Origin of the sequence: Azospirillum canadense (genome assembly GCF_025961225.1) — a bacterium.
Taxonomy (GTDB): Bacteria; Pseudomonadota; Alphaproteobacteria; order Azospirillales; family Azospirillaceae; genus Azospirillum; species Azospirillum canadense.
The window spans coordinates 715,866-740,410 of sequence record NZ_JAOQNG010000001.1 but is presented as its reverse complement, the minus strand read 5'-3'; the positions used below and the strand labels follow the sequence as shown (position 1 = coordinate 740,410).

Annotated in this window: 20 protein-coding genes and 1 tRNA gene; 10 read left to right on the top strand and 11 right to left on the bottom strand. The window is 69.0% G+C overall.

Going from position 1 to position 24,545, the window contains the following annotated elements; translation table 11 throughout:
• Positions 1-50 precede the first annotated feature (50 nt).
• Positions 51-773, bottom strand: a complete 723-nt coding sequence (locus M2351_RS03510) for a Crp/Fnr family transcriptional regulator (RefSeq protein WP_264654761.1) — start codon at positions 771-773, stop codon at positions 51-53.
• A 178-nt stretch (positions 774-951) separates the two neighbouring features.
• On the opposite strand from M2351_RS03510, the gene hcp reads away from it, so the two are divergent.
• Positions 952-2,601: a hydroxylamine reductase gene (gene hcp / locus M2351_RS03505; protein ID WP_264654760.1), complete on the top strand. Its 1,650-nt coding sequence runs from the start codon at positions 952-954 to the stop codon at positions 2,599-2,601.
• Positions 2,602-2,819: 218 nt separating this feature from the next.
• Here hcp and M2351_RS44915 read toward each other — a convergent pair whose 3' ends face one another.
• Together M2351_RS44915 and recD2 are read right to left on the bottom strand one after the other, a co-directional pair.
• Entirely contained in the window at positions 2,820-3,425 is a 606-nt protein-coding gene (locus M2351_RS44915; protein ID WP_319801867.1) for a cold-shock protein, read from the bottom strand.
• A 369-nt stretch (positions 3,426-3,794) separates the two neighbouring features.
• Positions 3,795-5,954 carry an SF1B family DNA helicase RecD2 gene (gene recD2, locus M2351_RS03490; RefSeq protein ID WP_454464580.1) on the bottom strand — a complete coding sequence of 720 codons (2,160 nt, stop codon included), beginning with the start codon at positions 5,952-5,954 and terminating at the stop codon, positions 3,795-3,797.
• Between the two features lie 304 nt (positions 5,955-6,258).
• Between recD2 and M2351_RS03485 the strand changes: the two genes are divergently transcribed.
• The 3 genes from M2351_RS03485 (at position 6,259) to M2351_RS03475 (ending at position 11,517) form a co-directional block, all read left to right on the top strand.
• On the top strand, positions 6,259-8,430 hold the full coding sequence (locus tag M2351_RS03485) for a malate synthase G (protein WP_264656831.1): 2,172 nt from the start codon (positions 6,259-6,261) through the stop codon (positions 8,428-8,430).
• A gap of 120 nt (positions 8,431-8,550) precedes the next feature.
• Positions 8,551-9,072, top strand: a complete 522-nt coding sequence (locus tag M2351_RS03480; protein ID WP_264654758.1) for a hypothetical protein — start codon at positions 8,551-8,553, stop codon at positions 9,070-9,072.
• A 387-nt stretch (positions 9,073-9,459) separates the two neighbouring features.
• Positions 9,460-11,517 (top strand): methyl-accepting chemotaxis protein, encoded by a 2,058-nt coding sequence (locus tag M2351_RS03475; RefSeq protein ID WP_264654757.1) that lies wholly within the window; start codon positions 9,460-9,462, stop codon positions 11,515-11,517.
• 149 nt (positions 11,518-11,666) lie between these two features.
• Here the strand turns inward: M2351_RS03475 and M2351_RS03470 are convergent.
• Positions 11,667-11,741, bottom strand: a tRNA-Val gene (locus M2351_RS03470).
• A gap of 190 nt (positions 11,742-11,931) precedes the next feature.
• Between M2351_RS03470 and M2351_RS03465 the strand changes: the two genes are divergently transcribed.
• The 4 genes from M2351_RS03465 to M2351_RS03450 all read left to right on the top strand — a co-directional run bounded on the left by M2351_RS03465 (position 11,932) and on the right by M2351_RS03450 (position 15,704).
• The gene (locus M2351_RS03465; RefSeq protein WP_264654756.1) at positions 11,932-12,813 is read left to right on the top strand and encodes an N-formylglutamate amidohydrolase; all 882 of its coding nucleotides are present in this window, start codon (positions 11,932-11,934) and stop codon (positions 12,811-12,813) included.
• Between the two features lie 86 nt (positions 12,814-12,899).
• Positions 12,900-13,151 (top strand): hypothetical protein, encoded by a 252-nt coding sequence (locus M2351_RS03460; protein ID WP_264654755.1) that lies wholly within the window; start codon positions 12,900-12,902, stop codon positions 13,149-13,151.
• 161 nt (positions 13,152-13,312) lie between these two features.
• A complete protein-coding gene (otsA, locus tag M2351_RS03455; protein WP_264654754.1) occupies positions 13,313-14,710 on the top strand; it encodes an alpha,alpha-trehalose-phosphate synthase (UDP-forming) in 1,398 nt (465 codons plus the stop codon).
• Positions 14,711-14,720: 10 nt separating this feature from the next.
• A complete protein-coding gene (locus M2351_RS03450) occupies positions 14,721-15,704 on the top strand; it encodes a glucokinase (RefSeq protein ID WP_264654753.1) in 984 nt (327 codons plus the stop codon).
• 173 nt (positions 15,705-15,877) lie between these two features.
• Here the strand turns inward: M2351_RS03450 and M2351_RS03445 are convergent, their stop codons facing one another.
• On the bottom strand, positions 15,878-16,474 hold the full coding sequence (locus tag M2351_RS03445; RefSeq protein ID WP_264654752.1) for a uracil-DNA glycosylase: 597 nt from the start codon (positions 16,472-16,474) through the stop codon (positions 15,878-15,880).
• A gap of 165 nt (positions 16,475-16,639) precedes the next feature.
• Here M2351_RS03445 and M2351_RS03440 point away from each other — a divergent pair, with 165 nt between their 5' ends.
• Positions 16,640-17,038, top strand: coding sequence for a 4a-hydroxytetrahydrobiopterin dehydratase (locus M2351_RS03440; RefSeq protein ID WP_264654751.1), 399 nt, complete (start codon positions 16,640-16,642; stop codon positions 17,036-17,038).
• 79 nt (positions 17,039-17,117) lie between these two features.
• The gene (locus tag M2351_RS03435; protein ID WP_264654750.1) at positions 17,118-18,299 is read left to right on the top strand and encodes a glycosyltransferase family 4 protein; all 1,182 of its coding nucleotides are present in this window, start codon (positions 17,118-17,120) and stop codon (positions 18,297-18,299) included.
• Positions 18,300-18,460: 161 nt separating this feature from the next.
• Here the strand turns inward: M2351_RS03435 and M2351_RS03430 are convergent, their stop codons facing one another.
• From M2351_RS03430 to M2351_RS03405, 6 genes are all read right to left on the bottom strand, one after another.
• Positions 18,461-19,702 carry an aminotransferase class V-fold PLP-dependent enzyme gene (locus tag M2351_RS03430; protein ID WP_264654749.1) on the bottom strand — a complete coding sequence of 414 codons (1,242 nt, stop codon included), beginning with the start codon at positions 19,700-19,702 and terminating at the stop codon, positions 18,461-18,463.
• Between the two features lie 23 nt (positions 19,703-19,725).
• Positions 19,726-20,091 carry a cupin domain-containing protein gene (locus tag M2351_RS03425; RefSeq protein ID WP_264654748.1) on the bottom strand — a complete coding sequence of 122 codons (366 nt, stop codon included), beginning with the start codon at positions 20,089-20,091 and terminating at the stop codon, positions 19,726-19,728.
• The gene (gene dgcA, locus M2351_RS03420) at positions 20,088-21,086 is read right to left on the bottom strand and encodes an N-acetyl-D-Glu racemase DgcA (protein WP_264654747.1); all 999 of its coding nucleotides are present in this window, start codon (positions 21,084-21,086) and stop codon (positions 20,088-20,090) included. Before dgcA ends, M2351_RS03425 begins: the two co-directional genes overlap by 4 nt.
• A 112-nt stretch (positions 21,087-21,198) precedes the next feature.
• Positions 21,199-22,278 (bottom strand): methyl-accepting chemotaxis protein, encoded by a 1,080-nt coding sequence (locus M2351_RS03415; RefSeq protein ID WP_264654746.1) that lies wholly within the window; start codon positions 22,276-22,278, stop codon positions 21,199-21,201.
• A gap of 399 nt (positions 22,279-22,677) precedes the next feature.
• Entirely contained in the window at positions 22,678-23,988 is a 1,311-nt protein-coding gene (locus M2351_RS44910) for a methyl-accepting chemotaxis protein (RefSeq protein ID WP_319801866.1), read from the bottom strand.
• Positions 23,963-24,502 carry a PAS domain-containing protein gene (locus M2351_RS03405; RefSeq protein WP_264654745.1) on the bottom strand — a complete coding sequence of 180 codons (540 nt, stop codon included), beginning with the start codon at positions 24,500-24,502 and terminating at the stop codon, positions 23,963-23,965. Before M2351_RS03405 ends, M2351_RS44910 begins: the two co-directional genes overlap by 26 nt.
• Positions 24,503-24,545: the final 43 nt, after the last annotated feature.

Here is a 24,545-nt window from a genome sequence, read left to right as displayed (position 1 = left end):
CTCCTTTATACCACTCCCCCGCCCCGTCCGCAATTTCACCGCTTGGACAATCAGTCGCGCTCAATCGCGCCGCCGTCCTCCACTTGGCAGAAGCGGCGCAGATCGTCGAGGTCGGCGACGGAGACGGTGCCGCCCTGCGTCTCCACCCCCACGCCGCGCAGCTTGGCCAGCGCGCGGGAGAAGGTTTCCGGCTGCATGCCGAGGCGGCGGGCGACCAGCGCCTTGTCGAAGGGCAGAGCGAAGGTCGCCGGCCCCGAGCCCTCCGGGCAAAAGCGCAGCAGGAAACTGGCGACGCGCTGCGGAGTCGGCTGCACCTGCAACTGCTCGATCTGCTGCACCAGATGGCGCAGCCGGATGGACAGAGACCCCAGCATGGCGAAGGCGATCTGTTCGTCCTCGCGCAGGCAGCGGGTGAAGCCCTCGGCCGTCAGGGTCAGGATGCGGGACTCGGTCACCGCCTCCGCACAGACCGGGAACTTGCCGCTGGCGAACATGGCGGCCTCGGCGAAGGTCTCACCGGGGGCGATGATGTTCACCACCGCCTCCGCCCCGTCGCGGGTCAGCCGGTAGAGCTTCACCCAGCCGTCCAGCAGCACGAAGAAGCGGTCGGCCTCCTCGTCCTGGACGAACAGGGTCGTGCCGCGCGGCACCGCGCGCACCTGCGCGGTGCTCACCAGCAGGCCGAGCGCCCGGTCGGACAGGCGCCCGAACAGCGCGTTGGAACGGAGCGTGGCCGCATCCTGTGGCCGGAAACCCGGCGGGTCGTTCCTCATTGGTCCTCTCTCCCTCCCTTGCTCCCGCGGTTCGGTGACAATCCGCCGCATCAATCGTCGCCGAAACCGGGCGTCCGACTTGACCGCGGTCAAGTGCAGCACAACCCCGGCGTTTCAATCATGCACAACAACTCGCCAACAAAGACCAGCCAATACCGATCATCCGGGAGACTCATCCATGTTCTGTTACCAGTGTGAACAAACAACCCGCGGGACAGCCTGCACCACGCAGGGGGCCTGCGGGAAGACCCCCGACACCGCCGCGCTCCAGGATCTCCTCGTCCACGCCGCGCAGGGTATTTCGCAGTATGCGCACCGTCTCGGCAAGATGGGGATTCGCCGTAACGCGGCGGACGCCTTCACGCTGGACGCGCTGTTCACCACGGTGACCAACGTCAACTTCGACCCGGACCGGCTGGAGGGCCTTCTGCGCGCCGCCGCGTCCCTGCGCGATTCCCTGCGCGCCCTCTATGCGGAGACCTGCGCCGCAGCGGGCCAAGCGCCCGAGGCGCTGAGCGGTCCCGCGGCCTGGGAACCGGCGGCGGACCTCGCCGGGCTGGTCGCGCAGGGACAGGCCGTCGGCATCGACACCCGCATCGCGGCGCTGGGCGCCGACCTCGCGGGCCTTCAGGAACTGGTCGTCTACGGCCTGAAGGGGGCCGCCGCCTACGCCTGCCACGCCCGGCTGCTGGGGCGGGAGGACGAGGCGGTCTACGCCTTCACGCAGGAGGCGTTGACCGCACTGGCCGAGGACGAGCCCTCCGTCGACGCGCTGCTCGACCTCAGCTTGCGCACCGGCGCCATGAGCGTGACCGTGCTGGCGCTACTGGACGGCGCCAACACCGGCGCCTATGGCCATCCGGTGCCGACGCCGGTGCTGATGGGCCATGTCCGCGGCAAGGCGATCCTGGTCTCCGGCCATGACCTGAAGGATCTGGAAGAGCTGCTGAAGCAGACCGAGGGGACGGGCATCAACGTCTACACCCACGGCGAGATGCTGCCGGCCCACGGCTATCCGGAACTGAAGAAGTACGCCCACCTCGTCGGCCATTACGGCGGCGCCTGGCAGCGCCAGCGCAGCGAGTTCGACGCCTTCCCCGGCGCGATCCTGATGACCACCAACTGCATCCAGCAGCCGGCCCCCGGCTATGCCGACCGCATCTTCACCTCGGGCCTCGTCGCCTGGCCGGGCGTGACGCACATCGCCGACCACGACTACGCCCCGGTGATCCAGGCCGCGCTGGCCGCGGACGGCTTCACCGACGAGTCGCCGGTGCGCCATCACCTCGCCGGCTTCCACCACGACGCCGTCCTGGGCGTGGCGGACAAGGTGATCGAGGCGGTCAAGGGCGGCGCCATCCGGCACTTCACCCTGATCGGCGGCTGCGACGGGGCGGAGGGCGCCCGCAGCTACTACACCGACATGGCGACCGCGCTGCCGCAGGACACGGTGGTGCTGACGCTCGGCTGCGGGAAGTTCCGGGTGATCGACCAGGATCTGGGCACCGTCGCCGGCCTGCCGCGCCTGCTGGACATGGGCCAGTGCAACGACAGCTACTCCGCCGTCAAGGTGGCGCTCGCCCTGTCGGAGGCCTTCGGCGTCGGCGTCAACGAGCTGCCGCTGTCGCTGGTCATCTCCTGGTACGAGCAGAAGGCGGTGGCGGTGCTGCTGGCCCTGCTGCACCTGGGAGTGAAGAACATCCGCCTCGGCCCCAAGCTGCCGGCCTTCGTCACCCCGGCCGTTCTGCAGGCGCTGGTCGAGCACTACAACATCATGCCGATTGGCACGGTGGAGGACGACCTGAAGGCCATGGGTCTGGCGGCCTGATTTAGGTTTTCACCACCAAGGCACCAAGACACCAAGAATCCACCCCGTGCTGGTCGCGAGGACTCTTGGTGCCTTGCTGTCTTGGTGGTAAATCCCCCGCCAAGACATCCAGAGACGCCGAAAGCGACGCGCCTGATCCAAGCGCATCGTTCATCGCGGAAGCATCGAACAGAAACGAACCGGGGCGCCCCTTGCGGAAGCGCCCCGGTTGTTCGGCTTTAGCGGTACTCGACCTTGCCCGCCTCGGGGCCCTTCTGCCCCTGGCGGACGGTGACGCGCACCTGATCGCCTTCCTGGAGCGTCTGCATGCCGGAGCGGCGCAGGACGTTCACATGGACGAACACGTCCTTGCCACCGGTGCTCGGCGTGATGAAGCCGAAGCCCTTGTCGACGTTGAACCACTTCACGGTGCCGTCGACCTCTTCGCCGCCGCCGGCGTCGTTGCCCCAGCCGCCGCGGTCGTAGCCGCCGCCGCCACCGCCGAAGCCGCCGCGGTCATAGCCGCCACGGTCATAGCCGCCGCCGCCGGAGCGGGCCGGGCGCGACGATTGGGAGGCCGTGGAGGTGTCCACGGACTGGATGGAAGCAACCTGCGGACCCTTCGGGCCGCGGGCGAGGTCGCAAACGATGGTGGCGCCTTCGTCGAGCGCGTCATAGCCCGCGGCCTGGACCGCGGAAACGTGCAGGAAGGCGTCGGGCGAACCGTCCTCGGGGGACACGAAGCCGAACCCCTTGGTGGGGTTGAACCACTTAACCGTGGCGGTGACGTTGGCCTTGGTGATCTCGGGAGCGCGGTAGCCCTGACGGGGCGGGCGGTCGAACATGTGTCTTCAAGCTCATAGAGGATGCCGAATTATCTTTGTCACAGGCCTTGGGCCGTCCGTCAAGCACGCCAAAGGCCAGAGCCGCACAACTAAGACAGTCGGCCGGAAGACTTGGCGGCTCGACCGATACGTTCGGACCAGAAGTCTCGCCACAACCCGGTCCCCCACCTCCGTCTTCCGGGACCGGACGGCACCGCCGCCGGCCACCGCAAAAGCCGGCTTTTCCGTTCGTTATGAAAGCGTTAGCCCCACACCGCGGCTGCGCCCCGCCCCCGAAGGTGCCCTTGGAAACCCTCACCCGGAACGTGAGACGGTGCCGCCGGTGACAATTTGTCGCCATACGCCCGCCCACAACCTCAGCCGGCCACCTCAGCGAGGCGCCAGCCACTCGCGCAGCTTCGACCAGCGGCGGCGGCCCTGGGCGCCGCGCACCGCCATGGCCAGCGCCCGGCGCTGCCCGACCATGACGACCAACCGCTTGCCCCGCGTCACGCCCGTGTAGATCAAGTTCCGTTGCAGCATCGTGTAATGCTGGGTCACCACGGGAATGACGACCACCGGGTATTCGGAGCCCTGGCTCTTGTGGATCGTCGTCGCGTAGGCCAGAACGATTTCGTCCAGCTCCCCGTATTCATAGGTCACCGGCCGCCCGTCGAAGGTCGCGGTCAGCGTTCCTTCTTCCGGATCAATGGCCGAGACGATGCCGAGGTCGCCGTTGTAGACCTCTTTGTCATAGTCGTTTTCGACCTGCATCACCTTGTCGCCGACGCCGAAGACCCAGCCGAACCGCTCGACTCGCAGCTCGCCCGGCGGGTTCAGCACCGCCTGCAGCTCGATGTTCAGCGAGCGCGCGCCCATGCCGCCCCGGTTCATGGGGCAGAGCACCTGCACGTCGCGCACCGGGTCGAAGCCGAATCGGCGCGGGATGCGGTCGCGCACGATCTCGATGACCCGGGCCACGCCGACCTCCGGAGTCGCCGCCTCCACGAAGTAGAAGTCGCTCTCCTCCGCTTCCCGCGTGCCGGCCCTGGGCCAGTCCGGCATCTGGCCGGCGTTGATGCGGTGGGCGTTGACGATGATCCGGCTGGTCGCCGCCTGCCGGAAGATCTCGGTCAGCCGCACCACCGGCACGGCACCCGACGCGATGATGTCGCCCAGCACCTGCCCTGGCCCGACCGACGGCAGCTGGTCCACGTCCCCGACCAACAGCAGCGCCGCGCGCCCCGGCACGGCGCGCAGCAGCGCGTTCATCAGCGGCACGTCGACCATGCTGGTCTCGTCCACCACCAGCAGGTCGCAGTCCAGCGGATAGGTCTCGTCGCGCTTGAAGCCGCCGGCCTTCGGATCGGTCTCCAGCAGGCGGTGGATGGTCTTGGCCTCCATCCCCGTGCTCTCCGACAGGCGCTTGGCGGCCCGGCCGGTGGGGGCGGCCAGCGCGATGGACAGCTGCTTGGCCTTCAGCACCGTCAGGATGCTGTTGACCAGGGTCGTCTTGCCGACGCCCGGCCCGCCGGTGATGACCATCAGCTTCGACGCGACCGCGCGGCGCAGCGCCTCCCGCTGCCCCTCGGCCAGCGTGATGCCGGCCTTCTCCTCCACCCAGGGGATCGCCTTGTCGGTGTCGATGGGCGGCCAGGGAACCTGCCCTTCCGCCAGCCGGCGCAGACGGTCGGCGATCGCCAACTCCGCCCGGTGCAGCCCGGCCAGGAACACGCACGGCTCGCCCTCAAGCGTGTCGGCGACGACAGTGCCCTCCGCCAGCTCCAGGTCCAGCGCCGTCTCCACGATGGGCGGCTCGATCTCCAGCAGCTTGGCGGCCATGGGGACCAGCTGCGCCGTGGGCACGCCGCAATGCCCCTCGTCCGTCGCCTCGGCCAGGGCGTAGCTGATGCCGGCGCGCGCCCGGATCATCGCGGTCTTCTCGATGCCCAGGCGGAAGGCGACGGCGTCGGCGGTCTTGAAGCCGATGCCGCGGATGTCGCGGGCCAGCCGGTACGGGTTCTCGGTGATCAGCTGGATGGCGTCCGGCCCGTAGGTCTTGAAGATGCGCACGGCGCGCGAGGTGCCGACCCCGTGCGTGTGCAGGAAGACCATGATCTCGCGGATGATCTTCTGGTCGGCCCAGCCGGCGACGATGCGCTGCGCCCGCTTCGGCCCGATGCCGGTGACCTTCCGCAGCTGGTCCGGCTGCTGCTCGATCACGTCGAACACGGCGTCGCCGAACGCCTTCACCAGCTTCTTCGCGTAGACCGGCCCGATGCCCTTGATCAGGCCCGATCCCAGATACTTCTCGATCCCCTCCACCGTGGTCGGCGGGGTGGCGCGCAGGAAGTCCGCCTTGAACTGCAGGCCGTGGGTGCGGTCGTTGACCCAGGCCCCGGACGCCTGCACGAACTCCCCCGCGCTGATCGAGGCGGCGTGGCCGACCAGCGTCACGAGGTCGCGCTGCCCGCGCACCTTCAGGCGCAGGACGCAGAATCCGGTCTCCGGGCTGTGGAAGGTGACGCGCTCCACGAGGCCGGACAGCAACTCCCTGTGGGGATCCCGCTGTTGACCGGCTGGCGGAGATGCATCGGCGGGTATGCTCATGCCCCACAACATAGGGACTGCGGGTGCGAAAGGGGAGTTCCCCACACGCACAGAGCGCGCCCCCGATCCGGAGTCCGCCAATTAGAAGGAAGACCAAAGCCGCGCGAATGTGTACTTTGTCGCCCGACGCCCGCACCGGCCCGGAAAACCGGTCCGGCGGGCATGCGGTGAAACGACGTCAGCCAAACAACGACAAACCGAAAAACCGCGGTGATTTCGACTTCGGAAGGAACGAGCAGCTATGGTGACGGAACGCATTCAGGTTGGCGGCTTGCAGGTTGCCACGGAGCTTCACCGCTTCATCGAGAACGAGGCCCTGCCGGGCACCGGCGTCACGTCGGAGCAGTTCTGGTCGGGGCTTGACGCCATTCTCCACGATCTGGCGCCGCGCAACCGCGCGCTGCTGGCCAAGCGCGACGAGCTTCAGGCCAAGATCGACGCCTGGTACCGGGAGCGCCGCGGCCGGCCGCTGGACCGCGCGGCCCACACGGAATTCCTGAAGGAGATCGGCTACCTCCTGCCGGAGGGCCCGGGCTTCGCCGTGACGACGACGAACGTCGATCCGGAGATCTCCACCACCGCCGGCCCGCAGCTCGTCGTGCCGGTGATGAACGCCCGCTACGCGCTGAACGCGGCGAACGCCCGCTGGGGCAGCCTGTACGACGCACTCTACGGCACCGACGCCATCCCCGACGCGGACGGGGCGGAGCGCGGCAAGGGCTACAACCCCAAGCGCGGCGAGAAGGTCATCGCCTTCGCCCGCGGCGTGCTCGACACCGCCGCCCTGCTGACCGAGGGCTCCCACGCCGACGCCGTGGGCTACATCATCGAGGACGGGCACCTGACCGTCGCGCTGAGCGGCGACCGCACCGCCTACCTCGCCCATCCGCAAAAGTTCGCCGGCTACACCGGCGACCCGTCGGCCCCGACCTCCGTGCTGCTGGTCAACAACGGCCTGCACCTGGAAATCGTCATCGACCGCAACCACCCCATCGGCAGCACCGACCCGGCCGGCGTCGCCGACCTGGTGGTCGAGTCGGCCCTGACCACCATCCAGGACTGCGAGGACTCGGTCGCTGCGGTGGACGCGGAAGACAAGGTGCTGGTCTACCGCAACTGGCTGGGCCTGATGCGCGGCAACCTGACCGCCACCTTCCCCAAGGGCGACGGCGAGGTGGAGCGCAAGCTGAACTCCGACCGCGTCTACACCAGCCCGACCGGCGACATCCTCGTCCTGCCCGGCCGCAGCCTGATGCTGGTCCGCAACGTCGGCCACCTGATGACCATCGACGCCGTGCTGCTGAAGGACGGCAGCGAGGCGCCGGAAGGCATCCTGGACGCCATGATCACCTCGCTGGCCGCGCTGCACGACCTGAAGTGGTCGCACCAGAACAGCCGCGCCGGCTCCGTCTACATCGTTAAGCCGAAGATGCACGGGCCGGAGGAGGTCGCCTTCGCCGACGAGCTGTTCGGCCGCGTCGAGGACGCGCTGGGCATGGCCCGCAACACGCTGAAGATGGGCATCATGGACGAGGAGCGCCGCACCACGGTGAACCTCAAGGAAGCCATCCGTGCGGCGTCCGAGCGCGTGGTGTTCATCAACACCGGCTTCCTCGACCGCACCGGCGACGAGATGCACACGGCCATGGAAGCCGGCCCGATGATCCGCAAGAACGACATGAAGTCGTCCGCCTGGATCAAGGCTTATGAGGACTGGAACGTCGACACCGGCCTGCTGTGCGGCTTGAAAGGCCGGGCGCAGATCGGCAAGGGCATGTGGGCGATGCCGGACCGCATGGCCGACATGCTGGCCGCCAAGATCGCCCACCCGCAGGCCGGCGCCAACACCGCCTGGGTGCCCTCGCCCACCGCGGCCACGCTGCACGCCCTGCACTACCACCAGGTCAACGTCGCCGCCCGCCAGGACGAACTGGTCGCCCGCGCCCGCGCCAGCCTGGACGACATCCTGACCATCCCGATGGCCGACCGCCCGAACTGGTCGGAGCAGGAGGTCCAGCAGGAGCTGGACAACAACGCCCAGGGCATCCTCGGCTACGTGGTGCGCTGGATCGACCAGGGCGTCGGCTGCTCCAAGGTGCCGGACATCAACAACGTCGGCCTGATGGAAGACCGCGCCACGCTGCGCATCTCCAGCCAGCACATCGCCAACTGGCTGCACCACGGCATCGCGACCGAGGCGCAGGTCGTGGAGACGATGAAGCGCATGGCCGCCGTGGTGGACCAGCAGAACGCCGGCGACCCGCTCTACCGCCCGATGGCCCCGAACTTCGACGACAGCGTCGCCTTCAATGCTGCCTGCGACCTCGTCTTCAAGGGCCGCGAGCAGCCGAACGGCTACACCGAGCCCGTCCTGCACCGCCGCCGCATCGAGGCCAAGGCCAAGTACGGGAAGTAAGCGTACGGTAAGCAAAAGTTTGAGCCCCTCGTCCCACCTGGGACGGGGGGCTTTTTTCATGCCCTGGAACGGCCGCGGGCACCGCCCCACATGTCGGCCAGTCACGTCAGGAGCCGTCCCATGACCGCCGCCCCGCGCTTCGCCATCCTGCTGTCCGCCGGCCTTCTCGCCGCGAGCCCCGCCCTGGCCGAGACGCCGGCGACGCCCAAGGGAACGCCCAATGGGCCTCTCTGTGCCGCCTCGGTCCTGACGGCCCTGACGGCCTGGGACGCCGGCCTGACCGCCGCGGCCAAGTTCGGCGACAAGGCGGTGGCGGTCGCGCGGGAAAAGGGCCGCGACTATCTGCTGCCCTTGCTCGGGATCGACCCGAAGAGCACGGTTCCGCAGAATGACGGCCAAAATGGCGGGGGCCAGAACGGCGGCGTCGGTTCCATCGAACGCCTGCTGGAGGAAAGCCGGCAGGACCCGGCCGCCCGCCAGGACCTGTGCATCGCCATCACCCAGGCGGTCGAGGACGCCAAGGGGACCGCCGGCGCCGGGCTGGAGGCCCTGCGCCGCGCCCTGGACGGACTGGACCTGCGCAACGCGCCGAAGCCCCAGCACCCGGCGCCGGCCGAGCCGGACGGGCTGATACGCACCTGACGCCCATCCTGTTCAGGGATGGCGTCGGCATCTCCGGACGACGGGCGTCGACCGACGGGAAATCCATTTGTCGGCAAACAAAAACCGCCTGCCTTCCTGGATGCGCCAAAACGTCGCACCCATTGCTCTGGTGTCCGCAAGGCATCTGGAAGCCATTGAACAGACTACGCCTTGGAATTGACTACACGTCCAGACAGGCCAACCATTGGCAGAACGCATGACAGTTTTGTAACGATCTTCAGAGTCGCATAACCAATTCCGACTAGCTTTCCTCCGCCTAGAATTCAAGCGATTCGCTTTCGGAGACCAGACCGCCCGCGCCCGCAAGACGCGGGCAAGTCAATGGCCGCCCGGCAGCGAAATTGTGAAAAATCAGCGGAGCAAAGAATGAATGTCCTGCACAGCGTGACCATCAAGGCCAAGGCCTCGGCGGCGGCGTTGATGGTCGTTATCGTGACGGCCACGGCGGCGTTGCTCGTGCAGCAGGAGATGGCGGCGCAGCGGGACTCGCTCGTGACGGTGCGCGCCAACGCCAATGAGGTGAGCGGCAAAGTCGTCCCCCTGATCGGCCACATCGCGGAAATGCGCTACGACGTGGCGCAGGTGCAGCAATGGCTGACCGACGTGTCCGCGACGCGCGGGCAGGATGGGCTGGACGACGGCCCGGAGAAGGCCCGGGAGTTCGCCCACAAGTTCGACGAGGCGGCCGTCGAGGCCCGCGCCATCGCCGGCCAGCTCGGCCTGTCGGCCATCGTGTTGTCCATCGACGCCGCCCGCACGGCCTTCCCGCCCTTCTACGAACTCGGCCAGCGCATGGCGACGGCCTATGTCGACGGCGGCCCGACCGCCGGAAACGCGATGATGGGCCAGTTCGACAAAGTCGCCGACAGCATGGGCGAGGAGATGGAGCGGCTCCTCGCCGCCATGACGGAGGCGCGGGAGCAGCGGCTGGCGCGGCTCGACGGGGCGGTTGCCGACATCGAGGGCGCCGCCGCCTCGCTGACCCGCGTCCTGACCGGCGTCGCGCTGGTGACGCTGGCCATCATCCTGGTCGCGGTGGTCTTCCTGCGCTCGGCCGTCGTCGGCCCGATCGACCGGATGCGCGCCACCATGGTGGCCATGGCCGCGGGGAATTTCCGCATCGAGGTCGGGTTCGACGGGCGCGGCGACGAGATCGGCCAGATGGCCGAGGCGGTGCGCGTCTTCGGCAAGGCCGGGCTGGAGAACGAGCGGCTGCGGGCGCAGCAGGAGCAGGACCGCGCCGCCGCCGAGGAGGAACGGCGCCGCGCCCTGGCCTACATGGCCGACACCGTGGAGCGGGAAACCCGCACCGCGGTGGAAAGCGTGGCGACGCACGCGTCCCAGATGGCCGGCAACGCCGAGGCGATGGCCACCTCGGCCGACCTGGTCAGCGACAACTCCCAGAACGTTGCGGCGGCGGCCAGCCAGGCGCTGTCGAACGCGCAGACCGTGGCCTCGGCGGCGGCCGAACTGTCGGCCTCGATCCGCGAGATCGGCCGCCAGGTGGCCGCCTCGGTGGACGTGACCGGGCAGGCTGTCGCCAAGGCGGAGTCGGCCAGCGCCATCATCGTCCGCCTGTCCGACGCGGTGGAGCGCATCGGCGCGGTGGCCCGCCTGATCAGCGAGATCGCCAGCCAGACCAACCTGCTGGCGCTCAACGCCACCATCGAGGCGGCGCGCGCCGGGGAGGCGGGCAAGGGCTTCGCCGTGGTCGCGCAAGAGGTCAAGAACCTGGCCAACCAGACCGCCCGCTCGACGGAGGAGATCGCCACCCTGATCACCGACGTCGAATCGGTGACCAAGCAGGCCGTGGACACCGTGGCGGAGGTGACCGGCACCATCGGGCAGGTGTCGGACATCTCCTCGTCCATCGCCGCGGCGGTGGAGGAGCAGGACGCCGCGACGCAGGAGATCGCGCGCACCGTCAACGAGACCAGCCAAGCCGCCCGCCAGGTTTCGTCCCGCATCGCGCTGGTGTCGGAAGAAGCGACCCAGACCGGCGCGCGGGCGAACGACGTGCGCGCCGGTGCCAGCGACGTTGCGCAGAGCATCGACGAGTTGCAGCGCATCCTGGTGCGGGTCGTCCGCACCGCGACCTCCGACGTGGACCGTCGGCGCTCGCCGCGCTTCCAGGTCGACCTGCCCTGCACGATAGACGCAACGGGCGCCGGAAACACGGGATCCCGCATCGTCAACCTGTCCGCGGGCGGCGCCATGCTCGTGGACGCACCCGCCCTCGCGCCCGGCGCGACCGGCAGCCTGTACGCCCCCGCCCTGTCGCGGCGGATCTCCTTCGTGGTCAAGACCAACGAACACGGCCGGGTGCACGTGAAGTTCACGCTGTCGAACGACGAACGGAATGCCTTCGAGCGCGAGGTCGCCGTCCTGGCATCGGCCTCGCCCGCGCAGCGCCCCGCAGCTTAAGGAGCCTTTGTCCCGATGGGAGCCGCCGCTCGCGGTTCCCATCGGACCTTCCGGGCCGCAAGGTCGGCAACGGTACGGAGCGCGATAGACTTGGGATGGCCCAGACATGGCGAAGGCCGGCAACCCGTGTGGGTTCCGGCCTTCGTGGATGGTGGGCGCGACAGGGATTGAACCTGTGACCCCTACGATGTCAACGTAGTGCTCTCCCGCTGAGCTACGCGCCCATCCGTGCCGCCTTCCGAACCGTCGTTTTGGCCCATCCGGCGTGGGCGTGGGGTGTACCATCATCCCGGGGGTCTGGCAAGCCCGGATTTCATTTTTTTGGGATCATCATCACAAACGCGGCCGCGACTGTTGGAACGCGAGCGGGACGGAGCGTGACAGGACCGTCCTCGTCCACTACATCAAGTGACCATGGACGCTCACGCCGCCGCCGTAACCGAGCCGGAACGGGCCTTCGACCTGCTGGCCCCCGCCGAACAGACCAAGCCGCTCGTGCTGGCCTCGCCGCACAGCGGGAACCGCTACACGGCCGACTTCCTGGCGGCGGCGCGGCTCGACCCGCGCGCCTTGCGCAAGTCGGAGGACTGCTTCGTCGACGAGATCTTCGGCGGCGCCCCGACCCTGGGCGTGCCGCTGATCCGCGCGTTGTTCCCCCGCGCCTTCCTGGACGTTAACCGCGAGGCCTACGAACTCGACCCGGACATGTTCGTGGACAGCCTGCCCAGCTACGTCAACACGCGTTCGCCGCGCGTCGCGGCGGGGCTGGGCACCATCGCGCGGGTGGTCGCCAACGGCGAGGACATCTACCGCGGCAAGCTGCGCTTCGCCGAGGCGGTGCGGCGCGTCAACCTGTTCTACATGCCCTATCACGCCGCCCTGCGGCAGCTGGTCGAGGACACCCGCAGCCGCTTCGGCCATGCCGTGCTGATCGATTGCCATTCCATGCCCTCGCCGGGCCTGGGCGACCGCGACGCCCGGCGGGCCGACATCGTGCTGGGCGACTGCTTCGGCAACGCCTGCGCGCCGGTCGTCATGGAGTCGGCGGAGCGCTTCCTGCGCGGCCTCGGCTACACGGTCAGCCGTAACACGCCCTACGCCGGCGGCTACACCACCCGCCATTACGGCCGGCCGCGCCAGGGCATCCACGCGTTGCAGATCGAAATCAGCCGCGACCTCTACATGGACGAGGCGACGCTGTCCCGCCTGCCCTTCCTCGACGTGCTGGCCCGCCACATGAACGAGATGGTGGACGGCATCGCCCACCTGCCGTCGGACCCGCTGGAACCGCGCTGAACGCACACTCTCGCAACTGCGCACCGGACAGAAAAAAGGCCGGGGCAAAAGCCCCGGCCTGAGTCTAGGGAGGAAACGCCCAAGAAGTGCGTTACGGCACCGCCCCCATCGGAGATGCGATCGATGCCGCACTGCACAATATGATCGCACCCTCCGGACCGATCAAGGGGGAAAATGATTTTCTTTTTGATTTCAGTGCCTTGATGAATTATTGGGCACAACGAGCATACGGCGCGGGCAGCCTGTCATGCTGCATCGCACACAAAAAAGCCCTTTCGCTTCCGCAAAAACTGGGGCGGACGGCGGGGCTGCCAACCCTCCCTCTCCCATTGGCGTAGCCCCATGGGCCAGCGGGGAACCAACCGTCAACACCGCTCGTTTCGTCCCCGCCCGGTTCCTGCGCAACACACCATTGCAAAGCAGGAGCCGGTCACACGCGGACCATAGCCTTTCCGGACGGAGAAGCCGGGCGGACCACAGGAACCGGAGAAAGCAGACCGTGAGCAGACTGGTCGTCGTATCCAACCGCGTCGCCCCGATCGATGAAGGCAAGCAGGCCGCCGGCGGGCTGGCCGTGGCCGTGCTGGCCGCGCTGAAGAAGACCGGCGGCATCTGGTTCGGCTGGAGCGGCAACGTCGTCGAGGGCGATTCCCAGGGGGAGCCGACGCGCACCGACGTCGGGCGCCTGACCTACGCGACGCTCGACCTCGGCCGGCGCGACTTCGAGGAATACTACAACGGCTTCGCCAACCAGACCCTGTGGCCGCTGTTCCACTACCGCCTTGGCCTGATCGAGGTCAGCCGCCGCACGCGCGAGGGCTACAAGCGGGTCAACGGCTATTTCGCGGAACGGCTGGCGCCGCTGTTGCAGCCCGACGACATGGTCTGGGTGCACGACTACCACCTGATCCCCTTCGGGGAGGAGCTGCGCCAGCGCGGTTGCAACCAGCGCATGGGCTTCTTCCTGCACACGCCCTTTCCGGCGCCGGAGATCCTGGTGGCCCTGCCCAACCACCGGGAGCTGATCCGGGAGCTGTGCAACTACGACCTCGTCGGTTTCCACACCCAGGTCGACCTGCGCTGCTTCGCCGACTACATCCGGGAGGAGACGGACGGCATAGTGGAGGACCGTGGGCCGGACGGCGGCATGATGATCCAGGCCTTCGGCCGCACGCTGCTGGCCAAGGCCTTCCCCATCAGCATCGACACCGCCAACCTGGAAAGCCTCGCCCAGACCGCCGCGCGGACCCGCCACACGGAACGGCTGAAGGAAAGCCTAGTCGGGCGGCGGCTGATCATCGGCGTGGACCGGCTGGACTATTCCAAGGGTCTGCCGCAGCGCTTCCAGGCCTTCGAGCAGCTGCTGGCGACCTACCCGGAGCATTGCAACCGCGTCTCCTTCCTGCAGATCGCCCCACCGAGCCGCGAGGACGTGCCGGAATACATCGCCATCCGGCGCGAGCTGTCGGAGCTGTCGGGCCGCATCAACGGCCGCTTCGCCGAGTTCGACTGGGTGCCGATCCGGTATCTGAACAAGAGCTTCGGGCGGCGCGTGCTGGCCGGCTTCTACCGCACGGCCAACGTCGGCCTCGTCACCCCCTTGCGCGACGGCATGAACCTCGTCGCCAAGGAGTATGTGGCCTGCCAGGACCCCGACGATCCCGGCGTGCTGGTGCTGTCCACCTTCGCCGGCGCCGCGCGGGAACTGGGCGAGGCGCTGATCGTCAACCCCTTCGACATCGAGGCGGTGGCCGATGCGCTGCAACGCGCGCTGACCATGTCCCTGCCCGAGCGGAAGGAGCGCCACGACGCCATCATGCGCACCCTGCGACGCCATGACATCGGCTGGTGGCGGGAAACCTACGTGGACGCCTTGACGCGCGCGCCGTACGGGTGACACTGGATCCATGACGACCGACACCGCATTCCCCATCCAGACCGCCGGCGCGCTGACGCTGGTGGCGGACATCGGCGCGACCAACGCCCGCTTTGGCCTGATCGACGACACGGGCGTCCACGACCAGCGCGTCCTGCGCGGCGCGGACTTCCCGACGATCGAGACGGCGGCGGAGGCCTATCTGGCGACCGTGCGCCACCTGCCCCGTCCAACGCGCGGCGCCTTCGCCATCGCTGGACCGGTGACCGGCGACCGGGTGGCGATGACCAACCTCAGCTGGGCCTTCTCCACCGCCCACGTGCGCGGCGCGCTGGGGCTGGAGCGGCTGGTCGTCATCAACGACTTCACCGCGGTGGCCCTGTCGGTGCCCCGCCTGACCCCGGCAGACGTCCGCCAAGTGGGCGATGGCGCGCCGGAGCCGAACGCGGTGGTCGGCGTCCTCGGGCCGGGCAGCGGGCTCGGCGTCTCCGGCCTCGTGCCCGGGCCGCAGGGCTGGACCGCGCTCGCCGGCGAAGGCGGGCACGTCACCATGGCCCCGATCAGCGACCGCGAGAGCGCCGTGCTGGCCCAGCTGCGCAAGCGCCACGACCACGTCTCCGCGGAGCGCGTGCTGTCCGGGCCGGGTCTGGTCAGCCTGTACGAGGCGCTGAGCATCCTCGACAACCGGGAGCCGGAGGCCTTCACCCCCGCCCAGGTGACGGAAGCCGCGCTGGCCGCCAGCAACCCGCACTGCATCGAGGCGGTGGAGATGTTCTGCGCGATGCTCGGCACCGTGGCCGGCAACCTCGCCCTGACGCTGGGCGCGCGCGGCGGCGTCTACATCGCCGGCGGCATCGTGCCGAAGCTGGACGGGCTGTTCCTGCACTCCCGCTTCCGCAAGCGCTTCGTGGAGAAAGGCCGGATGCGCGAATACCTCGCCCCGATCCCGACCTACGTCATCACCCACCCGCTCCCAGCCTTCCTGGGCTTGGCCGAGGCCGCGTCGCGGGCGTAGGTCGTCGATTCTCGGGGGACAACAGTTTCACACGGGTTGCACGGATTTAGGCACGGATTACACGGATTTTTATTGATCTTGGACGCGCCGCGCGCCCTTCCAACGGTCAACATCCGTGAAATCCGTGTTCAAATCCGCGCAATCCGTGGAAATGCTGCTCGCTCCACGACACGTCACCGAGAGTCCAACTGCGACACCGCCAGCTTCAGGTCCGCCAGGAAGGTCGGCTGCTCGGCCAGCTGGCCGCGCAGGATGTAGCTGGGGTGGAAGGTCGGCACGACATCGACGCCGGGCAGCAGGCGGCAGGGCTGGACCGTCCCGCGCAGTTGCATAATTCCGTTCTGCCCGGTCAGCGCCCACAACGGCGTACGGCCGAGCGCGACGATGACACGCGGGGCGTAGGCCTCCAGCGTGCGCTGGAGATGCTCGATCTCGCCGGAGAATTCCGCCAGCACCCAGTCGGACGTGCCGAACGGCCCCCAGCGCTCGTCGATGGCGCGGCCCTCCTTCTTGGCGCGGGTGCGCGAGGCGAAGAAATGCCCGACCTTGTTGCCCGGCGGCTGATAGCGGAAGACGTTGGCGACCAGGCATTCCGCCCGCTCCACCCCCGCGGCCCTTAGGTTTTCGTCCAGCAGTTGCCCGCTGCGCCCGACGAAGGGCTTGCCTTGGCGCGCCTCCTCCGCCCCCGGCGCCTCGCCGACGATGGCCAGCCGCGGCCCCGCCGCCGGCTTGCTGGGCTGCTGGTAGTCGGCGAAGAGCAGATCGGTCATGGCGCGGATTCCGGTTGCGGGGATGGCCTGGGGACAACAGCCAGGCGCTGTCTTGGGTCCTATAGCCAAGCTTCGGCTTCCCCACAACAGGACCGGCCTTGCCGGCATGCCGTTCGCGCCCCACGATTGTTGCTCAAAGCACGAACGAACAACGGAGGGCACGAGATGGCCGCGCAACAGGACCTCACCGGCATGACCTGCGAACCGTGCCGGGGCGGCATTCCCCCGATGGACCGCGCGATGGCGGACAGCTATCTGGTGCAGGTGCCAGGCTGGTCGATCAAGGCCAACCCCGACCGGCTGGAGCGCGACTTCCGCTTCGCCAATTTCCGGGAGGCTCAAGCCTTCGCCATGCGCGTCGGCGACCTGTGCGAGTCGGAAGGCCACCACGCGGAAATCCAGTACGGCTGGGGCCACTGCACCGTCACCTTCTGGACGCACAAGATCAACGGCCTGCACGAGAACGACTTCATCATGGCCGCCAAGGTGAACGGCCTGTCGGACGAGCCCTACGTTCCCGCGTCGGAATCCATGGGCGACGTGTCGCCGACCGCCCGGACCTGAGGCCCTTGACCGACTTCCGTTGACTTGACGGGCTCCGTCTGAGAGACCGGATGGACCGCCACTCCGGAGGGAGCCCCGCATGCCCGCCACGCCCATCGTCATCCAATGGGGCCTGTCCAGCTACAGTGGCTGGGGAGTGAACGGCCTGCAACTCGCGCTGAACTGGACCCGCAGCGGGCGCTTCGCGCCGCTGTGCTCCCTGCCGGTGCGGCTGGAGGAGATCGCGCTGTCGCCGCTGGAGTGGCAGCGCATGGCCGGCCTGTTCCGGGAGTCGGAGTCCTTGTGCGCGCAGATCGCCCCGCACGCCGGGCAGGAGGTCGTCGTTTCCGCCCCGGTGCTGCGCGGGCTCGGCAACAATCTCGCCGGCAGCCGATCGATGGGCGGCGTGACGCTGCGCGGCCGCGCGACGGTCGGCGTCTGCTACCTGGAGGACACGGGCATCGACGCGGATGGCCGGGCGCGCGCCGCGGAGTGCACGGCCATCGTCGCCGGGTCGGGCTTCGTCCAGCGGGTGCTGGAGGGCGCCGGCATCACCCACGCGCGCACCGTGCTGCAGGGCGTCGATCCCACGCACTTCCACCCGGCGCCGAAGGCCGGCTGGTTCCGCGACCGCTTCGTCGTCTTCTCCGGCGGCAAGCCGGAGTTCCGCAAGGGCCAGGACCTCGCCCTGCTCGCCTTCCGCGCCTTCGCCGAACGCCATCCGGAAGCGCTGCTGCTGACCGCTTGGCACAGCCCCTGGCCGGAAGGCGCCCGTTCGCTGGAGGCCAACCGGGCTGTCGCGCCCGTCCTGTTCCGGGAAGACGGGCGATTCGACGCGGTGGGCTGGGCGGTCGCCAACGGCATCCGGGCGGAACAGGTGATGGACCTCGGCCCCGTGCCCAACGCCGACATGGCCCGCATCCTTCGCGAGGCGGACGTCGGCCTGTTCCCCAACCGTGGCGAGGGCGGCACCAACCTCGTCGCCATGGAATGCATGGCCTGCGGCGTGCCGGCGATCCTGTCGGCCAACACCGGGCACCTCGACCTGATCCGCGACGGCAACTGCGTCGCCCTGACGCGCCAAGCCCCCGTCAGCGCCCCCTTCGGCACCGACGGCTGGGGCGAGAGCGACGTCGAGGAGATCGTCGCCGCCCTGGAACGGCTCTGGACCGACCGGACCGAAGCCCAGGCCATCGGCCGGGCCGGCGCGGATTTCATGGCCGACCTGACCTGGGAGCGTTATGCGGAGGGCGTGGCGGCGGTGGTGGACGGGGTGAGTTGAGGGGATAAGCGCCTTCGTTGGGCCCCCACCCTAACCCTCCCCCACCTTCGGCGAGGGAGGGGACTGCCGCCACTCCGCGACCAAGTTCCCTCCCCCGCGAAGTGGGGGAGGGTTAGGGTGGGGGCCCAGTGCGGCCACTCCCAAAAACCATCAACCGCCGATCACTCCCCCCGAACCGCCGTCACCAGCCGCTCCACCTCCTCCTCGGAGTTGTAGTAGTGCGGGGAGGCGCGGACGAGGTCGGTCAGGCCGCGGGCGTCCATGTCGAAGCGGGTGGAGGCGGCGGAGGACACCGACACATTGATCCCCTGCCCGCCCAGCGCCTCCTTGATCGCGCGCGGCTCCCGCCCATCGACGGTGAAGGTGACGATGGCGCAGCGTTCCGCCCCCAGGTCCCGGACCGTGACGCCGGGCAACTCGGCCAAGCGCCGACGCAGCGTCTCGGCCAACCCGAAGGCGCGGTCGCGGATCGCCTCCAGCCCCCAGGACAGGGCGTAGTCCACCGCGGCGCCCAGCCCGATGCGGGCGGCGACGTTGCATTCCCACAGCTCGAACCGGCGGGCGTCGGGGCGCATCTCGTAGCGGTCGGCGGCGACCAGCGCCGCGCCGGAATGGTCCAGCGTGTGCGGTTCGATGCGGTCGAGCCAGTCCTTGCGCACGTAGAGGAAGCCGGTGCCGCGCGGCCCGCGCAGGAACTTGCGCCCGGTCGCCGACAGGAAGTCGCAGCCCAGATCCTCCACGTCCACCGGTATCTGCCCCACCGTTTGGCAGGCGTCGAGCAGGTAGGGGATGCCGTGCCGCCGGGCCACCCGGCCGATGGCCGCCGCCGGGTTGACCAGCCCGCCGTTGGTCGGGATGTGGGTGATGGCGATCAGTGCCACCCGCCCCGTCCCCCGCCCTTGGCCCGACTCCGCCACCATCGCCTCCAGGGCATCCACGGAAGTCTGGCCGGTTTCGTCGCTGGGGATCACCTCCACCGTCACGCCGGTGCGGCGGGCGGCCTGGAGGAAAGGGATGATGTTGGCCGAATATTCGGCGCGTGCGGTCAGGATGCGGTCGCCCGGACGGAAGCCGCCGCCGGGCAGCGACGCCACGGCGTTGAAGGCCATGTCCCAGGCGGCCGTCGCGCTTTCCACCAGCGCGATCTCCGTCCGGTCGCAGGACAGCAGCCGGGCGATCGAGTCGTAGACAGCCTCCAGTTTGGCCCCGTTGCGCGCCTCGGCTTCGTAGCCGCCGATGCGCGCCTCCAGCTCCTGGTGCTCCGCCACCGCGTCCAGCACCGGCTGCGGCAGCAAGGCGGCGCCGGCGTTGTTGAAATGCGCGACATGCCGGGTGCCCGGCGTCTCCGCGCGGGCTCGCATAACATCAATGGGCGCGCGAGGGCGCGCGGCGTCGATGCTCATCGTCCCAGTCCTCCCTAGCTTTTTTATGGTTCGCCGATGTGGACGGCCAGCCAGACGGTCGGCGCGTCGGGATCGGTCCAGGCGACGCGGTGGCGCTTGCGGGCCGGGATCATCGCCCAGTCGCCGGGGCCGAGCGTCCGCTCTCCCTCGCCGTCGATCTGGAGCCGGGCCGCACCCTGCACCAGCAGCACGAACTCGTCCCAGGCCTGATCGTACCAGAAGCCCTCCGGCGAGGCCTGACCGGTGGACAGGATGCGCTCGATCCGCACGCCCGGTGTTGCCGCGAGGGTCGTGAACAGCTCGTCCGGCAGCGGGGCGGACGGAAGATCGCCGAGAAGGCAACCACCAAATGGGAAGCAAGGGGCCGCGCCGCCGGGCGGCGTGCTCATCCCCAGAGTTCCGCAGCCGGCGGGCACAGCACCGCGCCGTCGTAATGCAGGGCCGGCGTGCGGTCTTCCGCCAGCAGAAGCGGCCCGTCCAGGTCCACGTAGCGCGCGCCCTGCCCGACCAGCACGGCCGGCGCCATGGCCAGCGAGGTGGCGACCATGCAGCCGACCATGATGTCGAAACCGGCCTCCTCCGCCACCTTCTTCATCAGCAGCGCCTCGGTCAGGCCGCCGGCCTTGTCGAGCTTGATGTTGACGACTTGGTAGAGGCCCTTCAGCCGGTCGAGCGACCCCAGGTCGTGGCAGGATTCGTCGGCGCCCAACGCCACCGGGCAGTCGATGCCGCGCAACGCCTCGTCCTCGCCGGCGGGCAGCGGCTGCTCGATCATCTCGACGCCCAGGTCGGCCAGCACCGGCGCGAAACGGGTCAGCTGCTCCAGCGTCCAGGCCTCGTTGGCGTCCACCACCAGGCGGGCGGCGGGGGCCGCCTCGCGCACCGCGCGCACGCGGTCCAGGTCGCCCTCGCCGGTCAGCTTCATCTTCAGCAGGGGATGGTCGGCCGCCCGTTGCCGCGCGGCGGCGGCCATGGCGGCCGGCTCGTCCACGCTCAGCGTGAAGCAGGTGACCAGCTTCTTCGGCGCATCGGCCAGCCCGGCGAGGCGCCATGCCGGTTTGCCCGCCTGCTTGGCCTCCAGGTCCCACAGCGCACAATCCAGCGCGTTGCGGGCGGCGCCCGGCGGCATGACCTCGCGCAGGCGCTCGCGGCTCAAACCCTCGGCGACTTCGCCCGCCATCGCCTCAAGCGCCTTCACCACGCCGTCCATGGACTCGCCGTAGCGGGCGTAGGGAACGCATTCCCCGCGCCCGCGCTTGCACGCGTCCACCACCTCGGCCACCACCACCTGGGCCTCGGTCTTGGCGCCGCGGGAAATGCGGAACGTTCCGGCGATCGGGAAGCTGTCGCGGCGAACGTAAAGGCGACGGGAGGTCGAGGACATAAGAGGTCTCCAGCAACGCGGCGGACCCGGAGTTTAGACCAACCCGCCGCGATGACCAGAGCACCGTAGGAATGCCAGCTTTACCCGCCCATCCCGGCTCCCTGGTCCCGTTTCAGCCAATCCCGGGTCCGTTGCGGCGGTCGGGCTCCTGCACGATCACGCCGTACCAGCCCAGCCCCTTGTAGGTTTCGTAGCCGGGCGTAAGGGCGTAGCCGATGGTGCGCCCCGTCGGTTCGATGGTGTGTCCAATCACGCCGCCACCTTCGCCGTTGGCGCCGTTGCCGCCGCGGCGCAGCGCCACCGTCTCGCTCAGCAGGCCGCGCCCGTCGGACGAGGCGATGACCCGGTGCCGCGCGTCGAGCAGCAGGCAGCGCGTGCGGTCGCGCTCGCTCTCCTCCAGCCGGACGCCCTCCACCACGGCGGCGGCCTGCGGCTCCCAGTCGAAGAAGATGCCCAGCACGCCGATGGGCTCGCCGTTGGCCTCGCCGCCGCTGCGGATCGCCGTGGCGTAGGTGGCGACGACGCGGTTGTCGAGCCGGGGGTTGCGGGCGACGTCGCCGACCGTGAACTCGCCGCCGTTGCGGGTGGACATGGCCTGGCGGAACCACCCCTCCTCGCCCACGCGCGACCCCACCGTGCCGGCGTAGCGGCCGGGCCGGCCGGTGGCGATCACCTCACCCTTGGCGTCGCAGATCCACAGGTCGAGATAGACGGTGTAGGACTCCAGGATCACGCCCAGCCGCTGGGAGGCGTGGCGGCGGTTGTCGTCGGAGGGGTCGGCGGCGCAATCGACCACGGCGCTGTCCGTTGCCCACCACCGCACGTCGCAGGACCGCTCATACAGGTTGCGGTCAATGATCTCGATCATGTTGAGCGCCAGGTCGGCGAGGCGCTTGCCGTGCATCTCGCGCACGAGCGCGCTGCCGGTGGTGGTCAGGTGATCGACGCGGGCCACGATCTCCGAGCGGAGTTCCTTGGTGATCGTGTTCACCTGGTTGGAGATTTCCGACACTTCGTTGGCGACGACCGCGAAGCCGCGACCGGCGTCGCCGGCCCGCGCCGCCTCGATCAGCGCGTTCATGGCCAGCATCTTGGTGCGCCGGGTGATGTCCTCGATGAGCGACACCTTCTTCGACGCGACGTCCAGAACACCTTTCGACAGCTCGAACAGCTCGCTTCCCGCAACGCTCATGCTCAACCCCTCCGTGTTCCCGCCGGTTCGTTACACGAAGGACATCAAGCGGCGTGCCAACACACGCCATCGGCGGTACCGCGTCCGCGAGGCCGCGAAGAGCTTGGGATTTCCGACGACATACGCTGGTAAACCATACAAGGAATAGGGTTCGAAATTCGTTGCAATGCCGAAACATGCGTCAGTATGGAGTCCAAACAGTCATTCCCTGCTCATTCAGGAGGGCTGACCAACGGCAAAATCCTACCGCAGCGCAACAAACGAACGCAATTTCCATAAAGTTCGATCAATTCCATCGATGAAGCGTTCCCGGACGCCCCACCGCAGCCTACTCCTTAGGCATATGCCGGCCCGCTGATCAACGCGTACCGCACCTAGGGGCCCGTCCGCCCCCCTTGTTCAAGCAACCTTGTGCATTTCGTCCAGGAACAGCTGCACCTCCCGCGTCAGGCGGTCGGCCTGGGCGGTCATCTGCTCCGACGCGGCGAAGACCTCGTGGGCGGTGTCGCTGGTGCGGGAGGCGGCCTCGGTGACGTCCTGGATGTCGTGGGTCACGGCACGGGTGCCGGCGGCAGCCTGATCCATGTTGCAGACGATCTCGCGGATCGCCGCCCCCTGCTGCTCGATGCCCGCGGCGATGCCGCCGGCGATCTGGTTGATGTCGTGGATGGTGTGCCCGATGCCGACGATGGAGTTCACCGCCTCCTCGGTGGAGGACTGGATGCCGGCGATCTGGCCGGAGATGTCGCCGGTGGCCTTGGCGGTCTGGTCGGCCAGCCGCTTCACCTCCTGCGCGACGACGGCAAAGCCCTTGCCGGCCTCGCCGGCGCGGGCCGCCTCGATGGTGGCGTTCAGGGCCAGCAGGTTGGTCTGGCTGGCGATGTCGTTGATGAGGGTGACGACCTCCCCCACAGTCTTGGCCGTGTCGGACAGCTGGGCGACCAGCGCGTTGGAGCGCTCCGCCTCGCCGGACGCGGTGGCGGCGACCTTCGCCACCTGCTCCACCTGCCGGGCGATCTCGCGGATGGAGGCCGACAGCTCCTCCGTCGCGGCGGCGACGCTGCCCACGTTGGAGCCGGTCTGCGCCGCTGCGGCGGCGACGGAGGACGCCTTGCCGGTCGCCGTCTGGGCGTCCGTCTCCATGGTGCGCGCCGACAGCTCCAGATGATGGGCGGTGCCGGCGACCTCGGTGCAGACGGCGCGGATCTGGCCCTCGAACCGCTCGGTCACGCCGGCGAAGCCCTTGACCTTCACGGCGATGGCGTCGGTAGCGTTGTTGATGGTGCGGCTGGCGTGCAGGAAGTTGCCCTGCATGCCCGTCAGCACGATGCGCCGGAAATACTTGTTGGCCGAGACGTAGCTCATCGACGCCGCGGCCTCGCGGATGAAGGCGTCGGTGCGGTCGATGCTGTCGTTCAGCGCGTTCATCAGCGCGCCCAGCTCGCCGTCCTCGCGGATGTTGACGACACGCGCCTCGAAGTCGCCGCGCGCGACGGCCTCGCACACGGCCCGCGCCTGCGCCACGGCGGCGCGGGCGCGCGCCAAGCACAGCATCACGCCGGCCAGCGCCGCCAGCGCCGCCCCGCCAAGCGCCAGCCGAACCCCGATCCCGCCGACACCAGCGGCGTCGACCGCCAGCAGCGCTGCGACGAGGGCCGCGGCGACCGCCCCCAGGGCGAAGGCCCTAGAGAGAGAAGACGAATTCGTCATACCCGATCCCCTTCTCCGTCAGCAGGGCGACGACGGCGGCGAAGGCGTCGTTCATGCCCTGCTTGCGGTCGGCGTGCGTGTTCTCGATGTCCAGCAGCGTGCGGTAGAGCGGCACGACCTTGTCGATGGCCGCCCGTTCCGGCACCCGGCGCGAGGAGTGGTAGCCGATCAGCTGGCCGTTGCCGTCGTAGCTGGGCGTGACGTGCGCGAAGACCCAGTAATGGTCGCCATTCTTCGCCCGGTTGACGACATAGGCGAAAATCTCTTGCCCGGCGCCCAGCGTGTCCCACAGCAGCTTGAACACGCAGCGCGGCATGTCCGGATGGCGAACGATGGAGTGCGGCGCCCCCATCAGCTCCGACTCGGTGTAGCCGGCCACTCGCTGGAAGACCCGGTTGGCGTAGGTGATGCGGCCCTTCAGGTCGGTCTTGGAGACGATGACCTCGTCGCCGTCGAAGAACCGTTCCACCCCGGTCAGGGGAACATCGCGTTGGGGAACATCGCGTGGTGCCATGGTGCCTGCGGCCGCCGTCCACCGGGACCGGCGCCCCCTATCG

Excerpts from the sequence above, each read along its gene's own strand:
- M2351_RS03510 (WP_264654761.1), bottom strand. The coding sequence starts at position 773 with ATGAGGAACGACCCGCCGGGTTTCCGGCCACAGGATGCGGCCACGCTC.
- hcp (WP_264654760.1), top strand. The coding sequence starts at position 952 with ATGTTCTGTTACCAGTGTGAACAAACAACCCGCGGGACAGCCTGCACC.
- M2351_RS44915 (WP_319801867.1), bottom strand. The coding sequence starts at position 3,425 with ATGTTCGACCGCCCGCCCCGTCAGGGCTACCGCGCTCCCGAGATCACC.
- M2351_RS03480 (WP_264654758.1), top strand. The coding sequence starts at position 8,551 with ATGACCGCCGCCCCGCGCTTCGCCATCCTGCTGTCCGCCGGCCTTCTC.
- M2351_RS03475 (WP_264654757.1), top strand. The coding sequence starts at position 9,460 with ATGAATGTCCTGCACAGCGTGACCATCAAGGCCAAGGCCTCGGCGGCG.
- M2351_RS03465 (WP_264654756.1), top strand. The coding sequence starts at position 11,932 with ATGGACGCTCACGCCGCCGCCGTAACCGAGCCGGAACGGGCCTTCGAC.
- M2351_RS03450 (WP_264654753.1), top strand. The coding sequence starts at position 14,721 with ATGACGACCGACACCGCATTCCCCATCCAGACCGCCGGCGCGCTGACG.
- M2351_RS03445 (WP_264654752.1), bottom strand. The coding sequence starts at position 16,474 with ATGACCGATCTGCTCTTCGCCGACTACCAGCAGCCCAGCAAGCCGGCG.
- M2351_RS03440 (WP_264654751.1), top strand. The coding sequence starts at position 16,640 with ATGGCCGCGCAACAGGACCTCACCGGCATGACCTGCGAACCGTGCCGG.
- M2351_RS03435 (WP_264654750.1), top strand. The coding sequence starts at position 17,118 with ATGCCCGCCACGCCCATCGTCATCCAATGGGGCCTGTCCAGCTACAGT.
- M2351_RS03430 (WP_264654749.1), bottom strand. The coding sequence starts at position 19,702 with ATGAGCATCGACGCCGCGCGCCCTCGCGCGCCCATTGATGTTATGCGA.
- M2351_RS03425 (WP_264654748.1), bottom strand. The coding sequence starts at position 20,091 with ATGAGCACGCCGCCCGGCGGCGCGGCCCCTTGCTTCCCATTTGGTGGT.
- dgcA (WP_264654747.1), bottom strand. The coding sequence starts at position 21,086 with ATGTCCTCGACCTCCCGTCGCCTTTACGTTCGCCGCGACAGCTTCCCG.
- M2351_RS03415 (WP_264654746.1), bottom strand. The coding sequence starts at position 22,278 with ATGAGCGTTGCGGGAAGCGAGCTGTTCGAGCTGTCGAAAGGTGTTCTG.
- M2351_RS44910 (WP_319801866.1), bottom strand. The coding sequence starts at position 23,988 with ATGACGAATTCGTCTTCTCTCTCTAGGGCCTTCGCCCTGGGGGCGGTC.
- M2351_RS03405 (WP_264654745.1), bottom strand. The coding sequence starts at position 24,502 with ATGGCACCACGCGATGTTCCCCAACGCGATGTTCCCCTGACCGGGGTG.